Annotated in this window: 13 protein-coding genes; 3 read left to right on the plus strand and 10 right to left on the minus strand. The window is 37.2% G+C overall.

What is annotated here, in order from left to right:
• Window positions 1–144 precede the first annotated feature (144 nt).
• Window positions 145–1,302: an MFS transporter gene (locus tag CQ046_RS22640; RefSeq protein WP_105704435.1), complete on the minus strand. Its 1,158-nt coding sequence runs from the start codon at window positions 1,300–1,302 to the stop codon at window positions 145–147.
• A 200-nt stretch (window positions 1,303–1,502) separates the two neighbouring features.
• On the opposite strand from CQ046_RS22640, the gene CQ046_RS22645 reads away from it, so the two are divergent.
• The gene (locus CQ046_RS22645; RefSeq protein WP_105704436.1) at window positions 1,503–2,120 is read left to right on the plus strand and encodes a GNAT family N-acetyltransferase; all 618 of its coding nucleotides are present in this window, start codon (window positions 1,503–1,505) and stop codon (window positions 2,118–2,120) included.
• Window positions 2,121–2,203: 83 nt separating this feature from the next.
• Here CQ046_RS22645 and CQ046_RS22650 read toward each other — a convergent pair whose 3' ends face one another.
• From CQ046_RS22650 to CQ046_RS22665, 4 genes are all read right to left on the minus strand, one after another.
• Window positions 2,204–3,184, minus strand: a complete 981-nt coding sequence (locus CQ046_RS22650) for a T9SS type A sorting domain-containing protein (protein ID WP_105704437.1) — start codon at window positions 3,182–3,184, stop codon at window positions 2,204–2,206.
• Window positions 3,185–3,361: 177 nt separating this feature from the next.
• A complete protein-coding gene (locus tag CQ046_RS22655; protein ID WP_105704438.1) occupies window positions 3,362–4,276 on the minus strand; it encodes a helix-turn-helix domain-containing protein in 915 nt (304 codons plus the stop codon).
• A gap of 77 nt (window positions 4,277–4,353) precedes the next feature.
• Window positions 4,354–5,151: an SDR family oxidoreductase gene (locus tag CQ046_RS22660; RefSeq protein ID WP_105704439.1), complete on the minus strand. Its 798-nt coding sequence runs from the start codon at window positions 5,149–5,151 to the stop codon at window positions 4,354–4,356.
• A gap of 214 nt (window positions 5,152–5,365) precedes the next feature.
• Window positions 5,366–6,862, minus strand: a complete 1,497-nt coding sequence (locus CQ046_RS22665) for a catalase (protein WP_105704445.1) — start codon at window positions 6,860–6,862, stop codon at window positions 5,366–5,368.
• Between the two features lie 153 nt (window positions 6,863–7,015).
• Between CQ046_RS22665 and CQ046_RS22670 the strand changes: the two genes are divergently transcribed.
• Window positions 7,016–10,357, plus strand: coding sequence for a DEAD/DEAH box helicase (locus tag CQ046_RS22670; protein WP_105704440.1), 3,342 nt, complete (start codon window positions 7,016–7,018; stop codon window positions 10,355–10,357).
• Window positions 10,358–10,472: 115 nt separating this feature from the next.
• Here the strand turns inward: CQ046_RS22670 and CQ046_RS22675 are convergent, their stop codons facing one another.
• From CQ046_RS22675 to CQ046_RS22700, 5 genes are all read right to left on the minus strand, one after another.
• Window positions 10,473–11,783 carry a T9SS type A sorting domain-containing protein gene (locus CQ046_RS22675; RefSeq protein WP_105704441.1) on the minus strand — a complete coding sequence of 437 codons (1,311 nt, stop codon included), beginning with the start codon at window positions 11,781–11,783 and terminating at the stop codon, window positions 10,473–10,475.
• A 241-nt stretch (window positions 11,784–12,024) separates the two neighbouring features.
• Window positions 12,025–13,200 carry an acetyl-CoA C-acyltransferase gene (locus CQ046_RS22680; RefSeq protein ID WP_105704442.1) on the minus strand — a complete coding sequence of 392 codons (1,176 nt, stop codon included), beginning with the start codon at window positions 13,198–13,200 and terminating at the stop codon, window positions 12,025–12,027.
• A 156-nt stretch (window positions 13,201–13,356) separates the two neighbouring features.
• Window positions 13,357–13,857, minus strand: coding sequence for an endonuclease V (locus CQ046_RS22685; protein ID WP_105704446.1), 501 nt, complete (start codon window positions 13,855–13,857; stop codon window positions 13,357–13,359).
• 10 nt (window positions 13,858–13,867) lie between these two features.
• Complete coding sequence (locus CQ046_RS24020) at window positions 13,868–14,677, minus strand: GNAT family N-acetyltransferase (RefSeq protein ID WP_317047037.1); 810 nt, start codon at window positions 14,675–14,677, stop codon at window positions 13,868–13,870.
• 170 nt (window positions 14,678–14,847) lie between these two features.
• Window positions 14,848–15,888 (minus strand): M28 family metallopeptidase, encoded by a 1,041-nt coding sequence (locus CQ046_RS22700; RefSeq protein WP_105704443.1) that lies wholly within the window; start codon window positions 15,886–15,888, stop codon window positions 14,848–14,850.
• Between the two features lie 157 nt (window positions 15,889–16,045).
• On the opposite strand from CQ046_RS22700, the gene CQ046_RS22705 reads away from it, so the two are divergent.
• Window positions 16,046–17,185, plus strand: a complete 1,140-nt coding sequence (locus CQ046_RS22705) for an aminotransferase class I/II-fold pyridoxal phosphate-dependent enzyme (RefSeq protein ID WP_105704444.1) — start codon at window positions 16,046–16,048, stop codon at window positions 17,183–17,185.
• Window positions 17,186–17,404 lie beyond the last annotated feature (219 nt).

Below are 17,404 nucleotides of genomic sequence, written 5' to 3' on the forward strand. Positions count from 1 at the left end.
GATTTTAGTTCTTTTTTTTGCAACTCTAAATTGCTAATTTTCTGGAAACTCTTTCTCTAAAAAGTTTAAACAGGTTCATAAATAAAAATCTATTATACAGCCCTGAAATCAGGGCTGTATTTTATTAATAACAGAAAAAATTCATTATGATTTCCTGAACGCTTTCATCTGTCCGGCCATAATCGCCAGTAAAATTCCAAAGCAGGCAAAAAGACCATAGGAATATCTGAGATCAAAGCTCTCCGCAATATATCCGATAAGAGGCGGACCCATCAGAAATCCTAAAAACGATATGCTGGAAACAAATGACAAAGCAATACTTGGAGCCACTGTACTCACCTTTCCTACTGTACTGTAAACGGACGGCACACTCAGAGAACTTCCAAGACCAATGATCATAAAAGCAATGATACAGATCCACAGTTCGGGAAAGAAAACGCTTAGAAAAAGGCCGCTACTCATCAAAATACCACAACATTGCAAAACAATCTTTTTCCCATATTTCTCAATGATTCTGTTTCCTATAAAACGTCCTAAAGTCATCATTAAAATAAAACTTGTATACCCCAATATCACAAGGTTTTCCGGTGCTTTAACTATCGTTTGAAAATAAACCCCACTCCAGTCGAACATAGCCCCTTCAATTGCCATACTCAGAAATCCTATAACCCCAAGTCCGATCAGTGTAGGATTCACAGCTTTGAATATTGACCGGGTTTGAGGCTCTGCTTTATGAATAATATTGGTCAGATTTCTTGTACTGTAGAACCAAAGTCCTCCTACAAGAATAAAAATAACAGCAAAATGATAAAAAGTTCCTACATGGAGATTGATCATTAACAAACCTACTACCGCTCCTGTAAGCCCTGCAAAACACCAGGCTCCGTGATACGAAGAAAGCAATGTTCTTTTCGTTATAGATTCTATTTCTATAGCCTGAGTATTGATCGCAATATTGCACATATTCCCGGAAACTCCAAAGAAGAACAGTACAACACCTAGTGTCCAGTAAGAAGGTGATAAACCAATTAATAACAGAAAAAAAGGATACAGCAAAAAGCATCTTTTAATAATCCCGCTGCTTCCGTAGACACTGATTAGTTTTCCGGCTAAAACCATCGTTGAAAGCTGTCCTATCGGCATCAGAAGCAATAGCGTTCCCAACTGTGCTTCATTAATGGAAAGAGCAGTTTTAATAATAGGAATCCGGCTTGCCCAGGAAGAAAAAACAAGCCCGTGGGCAAAGAAAAGTAAAAAACAGGCTGTTGGCATTTTTGCATTAAAAGATTCTTTCTGGTTCATTGTAACAGGGTGATAAAAATTCCTTTTGCAAAGTTAGATAGGTAAACCCATTAAAATCTAGTCCGTTTTTGTCATTTTTATGTTCCATTTTAACCAATAGATTAGAAAATAGACCTTATTATGGATTATGGTAGAAAATCATTTTATTTTTTGAACACAGACATTCATTTTTCGTTAATTTCGATATATAAAAATAAACCATGAAAGAAAAATGGATATCCTATCCAACAATTTTAGAAGGAGAAAAGGTAGAACTAATTCCTCTTGAAAAAGAACATTTTGAAGAATTATATGCGGCGGCGGCAGACAAAGAACTTTGGGAACTGGTTCCTACAGACTGTTCAGATAAAACGCTGTTTCATAAAAACTATGAATGTGCATTATCCGAAAGAGAAACAGGAAATCAATACCCATTTGTAATCCGTCATAAGGAAACAGGAAAACTGATTGGTTCCACCCGCTTTTTTGAAATATACCCGGCAGACAGAAAACTGGAAATCGGATGGACATGGATCACAAAAGAATTCTGGGGAACAACCATCAACCTTGAATGTAAATTATTGCTCCTTACCTTCTGCTTCGATATACTGAAAACCAACAGAGTACAATTAAAAACAAAAGACGACAATTTCAGATCAAGAAAAGCCATTGAAAAAATTGGTGGTGTATTTGAAGGTATTTTACGTAAAGACAAAGTACTTAGTGACGGCAGTACAAGGAATGCTGCTTATTACAGTATTTTAGATGATGAATGGGCTACAGCCAAACTTAAAATTGAAACTCTGATCAAAGAAAAGCAACATTTTACTGAAAATTAATAACAAAAACAGTATAAAATCAATTCCAGCTGGGAAAAGATAGTATACTGTCAGCTTCATTAAGGTTTAAAACTGAATTCAGCTTATTTTTTTATAATTTTCTTTGAAATAAATCCTCCTTTCTTCAATTCTCCCTGAAGAATATACACTCCTTTGGAAAGCCCTGAGATAGTAATGGTTTTAGAATTTCCTGCTGTTAAAACAATCTTTCCATCCAAAGAAGTTATCGTTATTTTTCTGATATCTTCCTGAGTATTAAGAGTAATGATATCAGCAGAAGGATTCGGATAAACTGATATTTCTTTCTTTCCGACTTCGGGATCAACAGTAGATAAAGACGTTGTTTCAGGATAAGAAACACTTTTTACAACGCTTGTATTTCCATTGATGGTAAATGTATTGATTGCAAAATTAAATACAATTCCTGCACTCTGGCTTACCCACATATAAGATTCATTGGTATAATTGAAAGGTCCCGGCGTTTGTGTAGCGGTTCTCATTCTTTTAATCCTCAAAACGTTCGGATAAGTTCCCGTAGGAGTTGTAATGGTTCCATAGGCATCTACTGTATACTCCACCTGCCCTGTTTCGGTCATATTGGGAACCCCTCCCGAAGTTGTATTGAACTGATAAGTATCGGTAAACTGCTGCAGATAAGTGACAGGAAAATTAAAATTAATCAAAGGATCCGAATAAGAGATCAGCATATCTCCCGGGTTAGCATAAGTTCCCAACATTACATCCTGTGTATCTGATATAGAAGTAAAATCGTAGACATCGGAAAGAGTTGGTGTAGTGATCCTGTTAGCTCCCGGAAACCTAAAGCAGTTGGCTTCTCCCGGACAGGCTTTTGTGGTGTTTGTATTGACATTGGGACCTGCATAGGCAGAAAAATCCCATGTGACATTGGCTCCGGAAGGACCTGCAGTCACAGTAGGGTCTACATCTCCTGCTTTGAAGGTATAAGGTATATTTAGCCTGTCCACAGCAGATCTCGTTACAGAAGGCTGAGCATGCACTGCCATTCCTATAACAAGAAATAAAACAGAATTTAGCTTTTTCATATGGTTTAGTTTTAAAATTTGGTGTCGTGTATTGTACAACAAATGTATTTTTAGTTTCAAAAGCTATCAATCCTGAAAAGAATGTATTTTTATCTACCTGAAAACCGGTATTTTTTATATTACCATGAATGATTATTTTATGTAAAAAAATACCCGGTATATGAACCGGGTGATATATTAATTGAAAGACTGCCTGTATCTCAGAGGAGTTTTCTCGGTCTTCTTTTTAAACAGCTTATTGAATGACTGTGGATGCTCAAATCCGAGGGCGTAAGCAACTTCAGATACAGAAAAACCTGTTGTGGTAAGGTATTCTTTTGCTTTCTCAATTAGTTTTTCATGAATATGCTGTTGGGCATTTAATCCTGTCAGGTTTCGAAGCATATCACTCAGATAATGAGGGGAAAGATTGAGTGTGGAAGCCAGAAATTCTACCGTAGGAAGCCCTTTATTTAGTGTTTCCTGCTGATTGAAATAGTTTTCCAGCACAACATCCATTTTAGTCAGCAAATCATTATTGACCGCTTTTCTTGTAATAAACTGTCTTTTATAAAAACGGTTGCTGTAATTAAGAAGCACATCAATATAAGAAACAATAACGTCCTGACTCACTTCATCAATAGCTGTATTTAATTCATTTCCAATATTATCCAACAAGCCTGTTATCGTTGTCTTTTCCTGATCAGACAAGTGCAGTGCTTCATTCGTATCATAAGAAAAGAAACCGAAGTTCTTGATTTTCTTTGCCAGATCATAACTTCTGATAAAATCCGGATGCACTAGTAAAGTATACCCGCAGTATTCCGCATTCTCATCAGTAGAAAGAACCTGCCCTGGAGCCGTAAACATCATTCCTCCCTCATTGAAATCATAATATCCCTGTCCATAGCCCATTTTCCCGACAGTAGAATACTTGTAAGAGATTTTGTAAAAATTCATGATAAAACTTCTCTTCAGCATATCCTTTTTGATACTCATTTTTGTATTATCCACAAGGCTCACCAAAGGATGAAGCGGTTTAGGGAGCTGCAGCATACTGTGCAGTTCAGATATGGATGAAATTTTCAAAGGAATGTTATCTTTCTTTTCCATGATATAAAATTATAAATTATTTGGTGGAAAAGACAGTATAAATCTGATTTACTTTATACTGTCTTTCAAAAACCTGACTAAATAAACTGTTTCCCAAACTGCTCTCTGAATACCTCATCACCTAATTCAAGGCGTTGTGCATAGATCGCTTTAGCATCTTCTCCGGCTACATATCTCAACTGTTTTTTGCCGTCTGTAGCAGCCTCATACACCACTTCTGCAATCTGTTCAGGTGTAGAAGCAGCTTCCATCATTCCTTCCATTTTAGAAAACAGAGAATTGGTCATGTCTTCATAGGCAGGGCTGGATGCTGAATCCAGAGAACGGCTTACAAAATCAGTCTTGATTCCTCCTGGAGAAACCGTTTTAATATCAATTCCCAATGTATTAAGTTCAAAAGCCAGACTTTCACTCCAGCCTTCAAGCGCCCATTTGGTAGCATGATATGTAGATCCTAACGGGAAAGCAACCAGTCCTCCTATAGACGTTGTAGAAATGAACATTCCTTTTTTCTGTTCTCTGAAATAAGTAATAAAGGCCTGTGTAACGCGAATAACCCCTAATAAATTTGTGTCCAGCTGTTTTACGATCTGATCATCAGAAAGAGCCTCCAAAGGTCCTATTAAGCCATATCCTGCATTATTATACACCACATCGATATCTCCAAGCTCCAAAGCCTGTTTTACGGTAGACTGTATCTGTTCCGGATTGGTAACATCCAGAGGAAGTACAGTTACGTTCTCCAACGCAGCAAGATCAGCCGCAGCTTCCGGGTTTCTCATCGTAGCGATTACTTTCCATCCTTTGTTTTGAAATAATTGGGCAGTTGCTTTTCCTAATCCTGTAGAAGCACCTGTTATAAAAATTGTTTTCATTTTTCTTGGTTTAAAATTACAGGACAAAGTTCAGCATTAGAACAAATACAGGAGTTGCCAAAATGGGGTAAGCTGTAGCCAAAACGGATAGGGATAAAATAAAAAGTATTGAATCAAAAAATCCTTTAGCCGACAATGAAGGCTAAAGGATTTCACTTCGGAAATATATATGCGTATTTCCGGAATTAAAAATCAATATATAATAAACGTTTCTTTAAATAGTCTCAGCTATAACCTTCTTCATCTCATATCCTTCATAATCAAAAACCTCCTGCATAGACAATCCAAGTGCCCGGCTCACTCCTTCTCCGTACGCAGGATCAGCCCTGTAACAGTTTCTGATATGACGAATCTGTATAAACTTCTGTGCACCTCCCACGGCTTCAGCTGTATTCTTAAATAAAACTTCTTTTTGCTGATCAGACATCAGTCTGAAAAGATTTCCCGGTTGAGAAAAATAGTCGTTATCTTCACGATGATCCCAATGACCGGCATCGCCATCAAGTTTTAAAGAAGGTTCGCTAAAATCATGCTGTTCCTGCCACTTGATAAAGCTATTGGGCTCATATCCTATTGTACTTCCAAAATTCCCATCTGTTCTCATAGCGCCATCCCGATGATAAGAATGGTATGGACATTTAGGAGCATTAACAGGAATCTGATGATGATTAACCCCTAATCGGTACCGCTGGGTATCTCCATACGAGAATAAACGCCCCTGCAGCATTTTATCCGGCGAAAAACTTATCCCAGGAACAATAGAAGCAGGATTAAAAGCAGCCTGCTCCACTTCCGCAAAATAATTAGCCGGATTTCTGTTCAGTTCAAGTTCTCCTACCGGAATAAGAGGATAATCACCATGAGGCCATACTTTTGTTAAATCAAATGGATTGATAGGATAACTATTGGCATCTTTTTCTTCCATGATCTGAACATACATTGTCCATTTAGGAAAATGCCCTTCCTCAATGCTCTCATACAGATCCTTCTGATGGCTCTCCCGGTCGGTTCCGATAATTGCCTTTGCTTCTTCGTTGCTCATATTTTGGATCCCCTGTTGTGTTTTAAAATGAAATTTAACCCAAAACCTGTTATTTTTATCATCAATAAAACTGAACGTATGGCTTCCAAAACCATCCATATGCCGGTAAGATTTTGGAATACCGCGGTCACTCATGGTAATGGTAACCTGATGAAGAGATTCCGGCAGTAAAGTCCAGAAATCCCAATTATTATCAGCACTTCTCATATTGGTTCGGGGATCTCTTTTCACGGCATGATTCAAATCCGGAAATTTTAACGGATCGCGAAGAAAGAAAACAGGCGTATTGTTTCCGACAAGATCCCAGTTGCCTTCTTCCGTATAGAATTTGATAGCGAAACCACGAATATCTCTTTCCGCATCGGCAGCTCCTCTTTCTCCTGCTACTGTGGAAAAGCGGACAAATAATGGTGTTTCCTTTCCAACAGAAGAAAAGAGATTTGCTTTTGTATATCGGGTAATATCATGGGTTACCCTGAAAGTACCATAAGCACCTGAGCCTTTAGCATGCATTCTTCGTTCAGGAATGACTTCACGGTCAAAATGAGCCATTTTTTCTAAAAACCAGATGTCCTGTAATAAAGCCGGACCACGACGTCCTGCGGTTTGAATGTTCTGATTGTCTGATACCGGAGCTCCGGTTCGATTTGTTAATTTATTTTCGTTCATGTTGTATAATTTATAATTCAAAATTATAGGATTCATACCATGGCAGAGTCATCCAGTTTATACAAAAGAAAGCGGTCCAAAAACTGATCAGCCCGAGCTATCGATCGCCTCTTCATTCATTTGTTTTTTGTAAGTTTGTCTCCATCTATTTTTATGGCAGAATATATTCTTGACAACATCAATATCAGTACACTTTCCGTATATGACCTGCTGAAACATACCTCAGACAGTACATTTATCGGAATCAGGGATTTTCATGAGATCTACCCGGCTGCTATTGAAATCAATACAGGAATATTTACAAAACAATCTTCACTGCAAGATTTCCCAATGGTTACCATCAGTAAAGTAGGCAGTTCACTGTTTTGCTCTTGTACCTGTGACAGCTCTAAAGACCAGCTTTGTTCTCATCAGGCGGAGATCATCCACTGTATTATTGAGGATAAGAATTACCGATTGTTTTTTGATGAAACTTTACGCAAAAAGATATTTATTCCTAAAGCCAAAGGATACGGTCTTGAAAATGAAGGCGATCTGGATCAATATTTTCAGCTGGAATATACTGATGGCAAAATTGAAATACTGCCCAAAATCAAGGAAATGCTTCCTGTAGATGATATGATGCTGACAAGAGATCTTCTTCCCCAGCTTCCTTCTAAACTGGATGAGCTGGCTGTACTGGAATCGGGTAAAAAGCAAATATTGGTCATCGGTAAACACCGTTATTACAATCATATGACCTTCTCTCTGATGGAGGCAGAAATAACGCAGACAGGAAAAATAAAAAATCCCGTGACTTCTGTAGATGCCATGCAGCTGATATGGAAAGCAGAAAAACCTGCAGACATTAAATTTTACACCGCTATTACCTCTTTTCAGAATAATTACAATGAAGATTACAATCCGTCAGAACTGGAAGCTTTAAAGCTCATTGTACGGAATCCTTTGGAGCTTGAAGTCTATTATCATGACCGCGAAATTGCAGAAACAGTTTCTGCAAAGTCACTTTCTCACATTGAATTAAAGACTTTAGATGCAGAGGTTCAATTATCTGTATTTAAGAAAGATCCGTTTTTTGAAATAAACGGAGAATTACTCTTTAATGACATTTCTGTTCCTTTTAAAAATATTGTTCTCAAAAATGAATATTTTGTTTATAACCGAAACATTTTCAGCTTTGTAGACGATCCCGACATGCTCAGAATCATCAGGTTCTTTAAGGCTAATAATGAGATTTTACTCATTCATTCTTCGAAATATGAAGCTTTTATGCAGAGTATCCTTTCTAATTTAGAAGAACGTATTCACATCAATTACAAATACATACAACCTACAACAAAAGTACAACTTGAAGACAAAAATTATCAGACTGAAAAAGTCATTTATCTTCGTCAGCAGGAAAATTATATAGGAATTACTCCCGTTATGAAATACGGAGAGGTAGAAGTGCCGGTGTATTCCAGAAAGCAGATTTTCGATACAGATCAGAATGGAAATCCGTTTAAAATAGAAAGAAATAAATCGGCTGAAGCCCGCTTTACATCTTTGGTGATGCAGCAGCATCCTGATTTTGAAGAGCAGATGGACGGCTATCAGTATTTTTATCTTCACAGAGATAAGTTCCTGGATAACAACTGGTTTCTTGATGCATTTGAGACCTGGAGAAATGAAGGAATCATCATACTCGGCTTTAACGAACTAAAAAACAATAAATTAAATCCCCACCGGGCTAAAATCAATATTCAGATCACCAGCGGACTGGATTGGTTTAATGCTAAATTAAAAGTAGGATTTGGCCCCAAAGAAGCATCCTTAAAGCAGCTTCACCGGGCGATCCGAAATAAGAGTAAATTCGTTCAGCTGGATGATGGAAGCATGGGAATTCTCCCTGAGGAATGGATGGAAAAAATATCCGCCTATTTCCATGCAGGAGAAATTGATGAAGAACTTTTAAAGATTCGGAAAATCAATTTTACGGAGGTTACTTCACTGTTTGAAAAAGAAGTACTGAGCCAAGACGTTCAGGAAGAACTCTCCTCCTATTCTACAAAGTTTTCAAAGGTAAAAGACATTCCGGAAGTGGCTATTCCTGTTGAGCTTAAAGCAGAATTGAGAGATTACCAGCATGACGGACTCAACTGGCTTAATTTTCTCGATAGTTTCAACTTCGGAGGATGTCTTGCGGATGATATGGGACTTGGAAAAACTATCCAGATTATTGCTTTTATTCTGTCACAGAGGGAAAAACGAGGGCATACTACCAATCTGATTGTGGTTCCTACTTCCCTGCTTTTCAACTGGCAGGAAGAGATGAGCAGATTTGCACCTTCTATAAAAGTTCTGCTCCATTATGGGGCAGACCGACCGAAAACGACGGCTCATATACCTGATTACGAAGTGGTTCTTACTACATATGGAATACTTCTTTCCGATATCCGGTTTTTGAAAAATTTTAATTTTAATTATGTATTTCTGGACGAATCACAGGTTATTAAAAATCCAAATTCGGAAAGATATAAAGCCGCACGTTTGCTTCAATCGAGAAACAGGATTGTACTGACTGGTACACCTGTCGAAAACAGCACTTTTGATCTTTACAGCCAGCTTTCCTTTGCCTGTCCGGGATTGTTGGGAAGTAAACAGTATTTTAAGGATATTTACGCCATCCCTATTGATAAATTTGAGTACAGTAAGCGTGCAGTGGAGCTTCAGCAAAAGACAAAACCATTTATCCTCAGAAGAACGAAGAAACAGGTTGCCAAAGAGCTTCCGGAAAAAACAGAAATAGTAATCTACTGTGAAATGAATACCGAACAGCGCAAGATTTACGATGCTTATGAAAAAGAACTCCGAGAATTTATTGCAGCTAATGATGACGATGATCTGAATAAAAACAGTATGCATGTTCTTACAGGCCTTACAAGGCTCAGACAGATATGTAATTCCCCTGTTTTGATGAAAGAGGGATATTCAGGTGAAAATGCTGTTAAAATCGAAATTTTGATGGAGCAGATCCTTGGGAAGTCAAAAGATCATAAAATCCTTGTTTTCTCACAATTTGTCGGAATGCTGGATCTCATAAAAGCTGAGCTGGAGCGCCACAAGATCCAGTTTGAGTATTTAACGGGACAAACGAAAGACAGAGGAGAAAAAGTAGCTAATTTCCAAAAGAAAGAAGATATCCGTGTATTTCTGATCAGCTTAAAGGCTGGTGGTGTCGGTCTCAATCTTACTCAGGCAGATTATATTTACCTCGTTGATCCGTGGTGGAATCCTGCCGCTGAAAACCAGGCTATAGACCGTAGTTATCGTATAGGACAGACCAAAAATGTCATTGCTGTGCGAATGATCTGTTCCAACACTGTAGAGGAAAAAATACTTACCCTTCAGAAGAAGAAAAAAGAACTGGCTCAGAATCTGCTTACCACTGACGGAAAGAAACTTCAGGGATTATCTAAACAGGATCTGATGAATTTACTGGAATCTGGTTCATAATACAATATCTAAGAGCTCTAAAAGGCTGGTGTTTTTTATAAAAAAAACCGACAGGTAAAGGACCTGTCGATTAAAAAACAAAAATTGATATGGATATGATTTAGATATGATGTGTCTATTTTTTAATAATTTTTTCTGTGACTGTTTTCTGATTTTTTGTCTGAATTTTAATCAAATAAGTTCCTGGAACAAAACTGTCCATTGAAATTGTCATAGAATTACCTTCCAGCATCTTTTGTCCGGACATATTGTAAATTTCGTATTTCTCCAATCCTTCCTTCATCTTGATTGTCACTGAACCTGATGTAGGATTCGGATAGAGTTGCACACTGGATAAATTATCTTTCGAGACTTCCGATGTTGAAAGATTTTCAGGCTGAATTTTAAGGGTATAATCCTCTGCCTGACCGATAAACCAACCTGAAGGACATGGAAGATTTTCCAACGTTCCCATCCATGAATTGGATTCATACGCTTTTACCAGTCTGAAACGGGTATCTCCCAGCTGTGCTCCTGCCGGAATGCTGATATTTCCTGTTGTAATCCCGGATTGGTGACCAGAAACCGGATTGGAGTTATCCAGATAACCCAGATTAAATATTTCATCCGCATCAAACTGATTATTATGGTTAAAATCTATATAAGCATAAGCTGATACGGTAGCTTGCCCATGGGTACCTCCTGTTACTGTTATCGGGTAGCTGTTTCCGCGGTTCACATTGAAAACAGTTGCTGTAAAGTTCTCAAGAACATCAGAATTTCCGTCAAGTACACTGTTTTTAACATTTCCTGCAAATTCCACAGTGCTTATTTCGCTTACTGTAAGACTCGTAATATTTTCAGTACCACAGTAAGGTGCAGGGAAATTGGCAGTATTTCCTATGATATTGACTGTATAATCTTCTGTCTGCCCTGCTCTTAAACTTGTGTCACAAGCTGAACTGATAGAATTAGCTGCTGCAGGATTCGAATACGCCTGAACATTTGTATTTTTAAGAACCCTCATTCTTGTACTTCCATTCGCCGCATTGGCCGGAATCGTTATTGTATTGTTGATCGTAAAAGCATTCGCTGGATTAGCAGCTTCAAGTCTTCCGATATAAAAACTTTCTCCGGCATCATCAAAATTCCCGTTCTGATTAAAGTCTATAAAAACTACTACATCACTTGGAAATGTGCTGGAAGGACCTTTCACTGATATCGGATAAGAATTTCCCGACTGGAGATCTGTAGACATTGCAGTAAAATTCTCATAAATTTGTGCATTTCCCGATTGAACAGGAGATGTATTATTAATAGTTCCGAAAGTTACATTGCTAATCATATTGCTATCAGCTCCATACTGAAAAGTTGGTGTACAATATTGCACCTGTGCATTCATCAGCGAAGCAAGTACAATACCGGAAAGAGTAGTTATTTTTTTCATTTTCTTCGTTAAATTTCTTGGGACAAATTTATATTTATTTAGAATTAATAAAAATAACAGTGTGATGATATTTGTCAGTTTAATAAAAATAGATTGTTTAAAGCTTATTTGTATCCATTGAATATGATGATTTATCAATAGATAATCAAACTGTTATCAATGCAAAAGATCCTTCTCAAATTTAACTTCAAGAAAGATCTTTTTTAATATAATAATTGAAATCTAAGGTATTTTATCCCTTTTAGCCTATATTTTCAATAAGAACTGCGGAAGCTCCTCCTCCTCCATTACAGATGGCAGCAATTCCATACTTACCTTTTTCCTGACGTAAAACATTCACCAAAGCAGTCATAATTCTGGCACCCGAAGCACCAATTGGATGCCCTAATGCAACCGCACCTCCATACACATTTACTTTGTCCAGATCATACCCAAGAATTTTCTGATTGGATAAAATCACTGAAGAATAGGCTTCATTAATTTCGAAAAAGTCAATATCTGATAGTTTAAGACCAGTTTGTTTCAACAGTTTTTCAATTGCTACAGAAGGTGAAGTAGTAAACCACTCTGGTGATTGCGCAGCATCTGCATAAGCAATTATTCTTGCCATTGGCTTCAGATGATGATGTTCTATAGCTTCAGAGGATCCCAAGAGTATCGCTGCTGCGCCGTCATTCAGATTACTGGAATTGGCAGCGGTGAGGGTCCCATCTGCTTCAAATGCGGGTTTCAACAGCGAGATTTTCTCTGGAATCAGTTTATCAATATCTTCATCTTTATCAACGATTGTAGTTCCTTTTTTACCTTCAATCGATATTTGGATCAATTCATTGTCGAACTTGCCATTTTTGGCTGCTTCCTGGGCTCTATGGTAAGATAACAATGCATAGTCATCAAGTTCTTGTCTGGTGAGCCCATATTTTTTTACACCTAATTCGGCGGCACTTCCCATGTGGAAATCATTGTATACGTCCCACAAACCATCTTTAATCAATCCATCAGTAAGGTTGGTATCTCCCAGCTTTGTTCCCTGACGAATTTTGACGTAATGCGGAACATTACTCATACTTTCCATTCCTCCTGTCATGACAATATGATCCTGTCCAAGCTGAATCTGCTGAGCTCCAATCATGGCCGATTTCATTCCGGATGCACAGACTTTATTAATTGTTGCAGCATCTTTATCAACAGGAATTTTAGCAAAAATTGCAGCCTGTCTTGCAGGCGATTGTCCCAGTCCGGCACTCAGTACATTTCCCATATAAACGCTGTCTATATGCTCGGGTGCAAGCTTGATGCTTTCATAAGCATTCTGAATGGCAAGAGCTCCCAACTGAGGCGCTGTAAATCCGGACAGGCTTCCTAAAAATCCACCAACAGGAGTTCGTTTTGCTGATACTATAAATACTTCTTTCATAGGTTTTATTTTTACGATATACCGATCGGTATATTTTCAATTAAAAAAAATCATTTTTATTATTCTAAAGGAATATCACAAAGATAATCAAAATATACCAATCGGTATATTTATATCAATAAAAAAATCATTCTTTCATTAGTAAGATTTTTTTATTTATGTTCTGCTTAGCTGGTCTAATTTTTTCAGCAGCGTAGGCATTCTGTAAGCACCATGCATCTGTTCTACTTTCAATTGAACTTCATCTACATCCATTCCTCTCGCAGTCACAAAAAGTGGCGTTTTACTTTCTCCACGCACTACATTTCTTCGTTGGGAATCCGGCGTTGTAAATTCATTTTTTGCAATGCCAACTATAGGACACTTTCCTTCCAATACTTCATACAAATGGCCGCCTAAGCCAATTTTCCCATCATTATCCAAGGTTACATATCCATCGACAATGATAATATCTTCCGGCTTTAATGTTATTTTCTTCAACAGACTTACAATGCAGGGTAATTCTCTTTTGTAAAAGGCTCCGCTTTCATATTCTGAACTTACAGAGGTTTGTTCTATAAAGATCTCCACTTCTTTCTCAGAGGTCCAGTCTTCAAATGCAATACACACGGTATTGGCATAATCCTCGTAATAGTAGGTATCAAACGCGTAAATCATATTTCTTTTCTTAAAAAAACTCACCAAAATGCCACAAAATCCCGGACGGATCGTGTACAAAGCATTCTTTCCCCCAATCCATTGTTCTTACAGGCGTCAATCTTACATTTTCATATTTATCCGTAAGTCCTAAAGACAGAAGCTCTTTCCAGAATTCGTCGGTATTGGTAACTTCCATAAAGATCATGGTATTGTCAACCCATTCTTTTGCATAGTAATCCTGAAGATAAAAGCCTGTTTCTTCGCGTCTGAACAATGATAATTTGGATTCCAGAACAACTTCTTCAAATCCCAGATCCCTGTAAAAATTTCTGCTGATCTCAAAATTCTGTGCCCCGATAAAAGGCCTGATAGATTTCAGTTTTGGGGTCATACTATTTTTGTTTTTCCAGTTTTCAAAGGTCATTTCAAACTTGATTTCTCCTTTTCCATGGGTTCCGGCTTCCTTCCATCCAGATTTTCTGTAAAAGATATCAGCCCTTGTTCCAGGTGAAGTGCCCAGCCATACAGAGTCTTTAGTCTGTCCAAAATACCAATTAAGCATAATATCATGAAGTTTTCTACCAATTCCTTTGTTTTCAAAATCAGGATGTACGAAGAGTGCCCAGATATTATTCTCTTTCAGGTCTGCAATGGAAAAACCAACAATCTGATCTTCTACCTCACATACCCAGCCTTTTCCTCTTTGAAACAGAAACTCTTCACAATCTTTATCGGTAACCAATCCCGGATCCGACAGTGTGTTTTCTTTTACAGCATTCCTTACAATCTGAATCTGTGGAATGTCTTTTAGTTTTGCCTCTCGGATTATGGTTTTCATGTTGATGGTTTTATTGGTAAACGCAAAGGCACAAGGTATTTTTATGATAAAATTTTTAAGGCGCAAGGATTTTATCTTCAATAAAATTCGATCTTCAAAGCGCTGTAAGTAAAAGATACTTTATGCCTTTGGGCTTACTAATGTATTTCAGTGTAATCTAAAATTAATAATTATTTTCTGTCAACTACAATTCTTTCTTCTCTGTTGGCAATATCCCATGCAGTTGTAAAAATAAGCTGGGTTCTTTTTTCCAGCAACTGATAATCAATCTTTTCAGGATCATCACCTGGTTTATGATAGTCTTCATGAATACCATCGAAGAAGAATGCTACAGGAATATTATGTTTGGCGAAATTATAATGGTCTGAACGGTAATACAGTTGTTCAGGATCATTCAAATCATCATACTTGTAATTAAGTTCCAGGTTATTGGTTCTTTTGTTTGCCGCTTCGTTAATTACCTTAAGCTGAGAACTTAACATCTCAGAACCAATCACATAGACATATTGTTTTCCTCTGTTGGCAGGATCATCACGTCCGATCATATCAATATTAAGGTCAACAACAGTATTGGCTAGTGGGAAAACAGGGTTTTCAGAATAATATTCTGAACCAAACAGCCCGTGTTCTTCTCCTGTAACGTGAAGGAAAAGGATAGATCTTTTAGGCCCTTTTCCTGCTTTTTTGGCTTGCTGAAATGCTTTGGCAATTTCCATTACAGCTACAGTTCCGCTTCCATCATCATCTGCCCCGTTGTATACTACTCCATTTTTTGTTCCAACGTGATCATAATGAGCAGAAACTACCACAATTTCCTCAGGTTTTTCACTTCCTTCAATAAAAGCTAAAATATTTTCAGAATCAGGAAGGTTGCCTCCTCCTCTTTTTTTCATAAATTCAGACGGCACTTTCTGATAATATGAACCTAATGCTTTAGGTCCTGAAATACCCAGGTTTTTATAATAATTAATCATATACTCACCCGCCTTTTTCTGTCCTTTGCTTCCGGTGTCACGCCCTTCCATATCATCTGCAGCAATCACATACAGGTTTTTCTTTAAATCCTCAACATTGATCACTTTGTATGCATTGTCAAATGCTTTGCTATGTTTTGTGGATACAGGATGAGAAGTATTCCCGTCAGATAGGTTTGCCGTTCCACAACTGGTCATTACAGCCATGGTAAATAACGGAATAAGTATTTTTTTCATAAAGAATAAATTTCTTAAAAATAACAAATTTTATTGAATAGCAACATCAATAAATCGGACAACAGAAGACAAAACCCAATACAAACCTAAATATTCGTTGATTTTAAATTAAATATGATATTAAAATTTTATTATATTTGATTAAAATACAAAATAGGTGGATAAAATTTACGGATTTACTCATTATTCCTTTTTCACGGAAATGTCCGAACTGGCAACCAGGCACGGAAGTTTTGATCTTTCTCTGGGACTTCCTGATTTTGATATTGATGAACGCCTGAAAGTATTTTTAAAAGAAGCATCAGAAAAGGACACTCATCATTATGAGCCCCTCGCCGGAAATCCTCTCCTGATAGAAAGCATTATCCGCTTCAATGCCAAACGGGCTAACAGTATTTCCACTACAAATAAGGAAATCACCATTGTTCCCTGTGCAACCTTTGCTTTATATACTTCCCTCAAATCTATTCTTAATCAGAATGATGAAGTCATTATTATTCAACCCTCCTATTATACTTACGGACCTGCTGTTGTGATGAATTGCGGAGTTCCTGTTTATTATGATCTTGAAGCAGATTTTACGATCAACTGGGATTTGCTCAAAGATTGCATCAGTGAAAAAACCAAAGCGGTTATTATCAACTCACCCCAGAATCCTACCGGAAAAGTATGGAAAAAAGAAGACTGGAATCAACTTTACGAATTGATCAAAAACCGTGATATTTATTTAATTTCCGAAGAAATATATGATACTTATTGCTACGATGAAGCTGAGTACTACAGTTCTTTCATACATCCTGAACTCAGGGAAAAGACTTTTTGTATTTTTTCTTTTGGCAAAATGTTTCATACTTCGGGATGGAAAGTGAGCTATATGATTGCTTCTGAAGCTTTAACACAGAGATTCCAGTGCCATCAGCAGTATATTACTTACAGCGCCAATGCTCCGGCACAGTATGCCATAGCAAAGTATCTTGATGTATTTGAACCAGATATCAGCAAAAAGCTCATGCAGAGAAAAAGAGATATTTTTAATGAACTGATTAAAGAAACACCTTTGCAGATAGAACAAAAATCGGAAGGAAGTGTTTTTCAGGTTGTTAATTTCAGGAATATTTCAAAAACGATGACGGATGTGGAGTTTTCAAAATGGCTTACGATTGAGAAAAAGGTTTCCTGTCTTCCACTTTCTGCTTTTTATAATTCCAGAAATAATTCGGATTATATCAGGTTTAGTTTTGCTAAAAAAGATGATTTGATTATTCAGGCTTTGGAGCATTTGAAAAGGAACCTTTAATATTTTCTATAGTTTTTTCCCACAGATTGCGCAGATTATTATGGATATTTTGTTTGTGCTAATCTTGTTCTGTAATCTAAAAAAGCACCGCCAGGGCTAGTCATGGTCGGAAGAAAAATCTTCCGACTTTTTGTTTTTAGACATTCAATATTATTATTTTAATTAACTGATTATCAGTTAATTAATTTGTTTTATCGTTTATTTTTTTGTATCTTTACT

It is taken from the genome of Chryseobacterium sp. MYb7 (assembly GCF_002979455.1).
GTDB lineage: Bacteria > Bacteroidota > Bacteroidia > Flavobacteriales > Weeksellaceae > Chryseobacterium.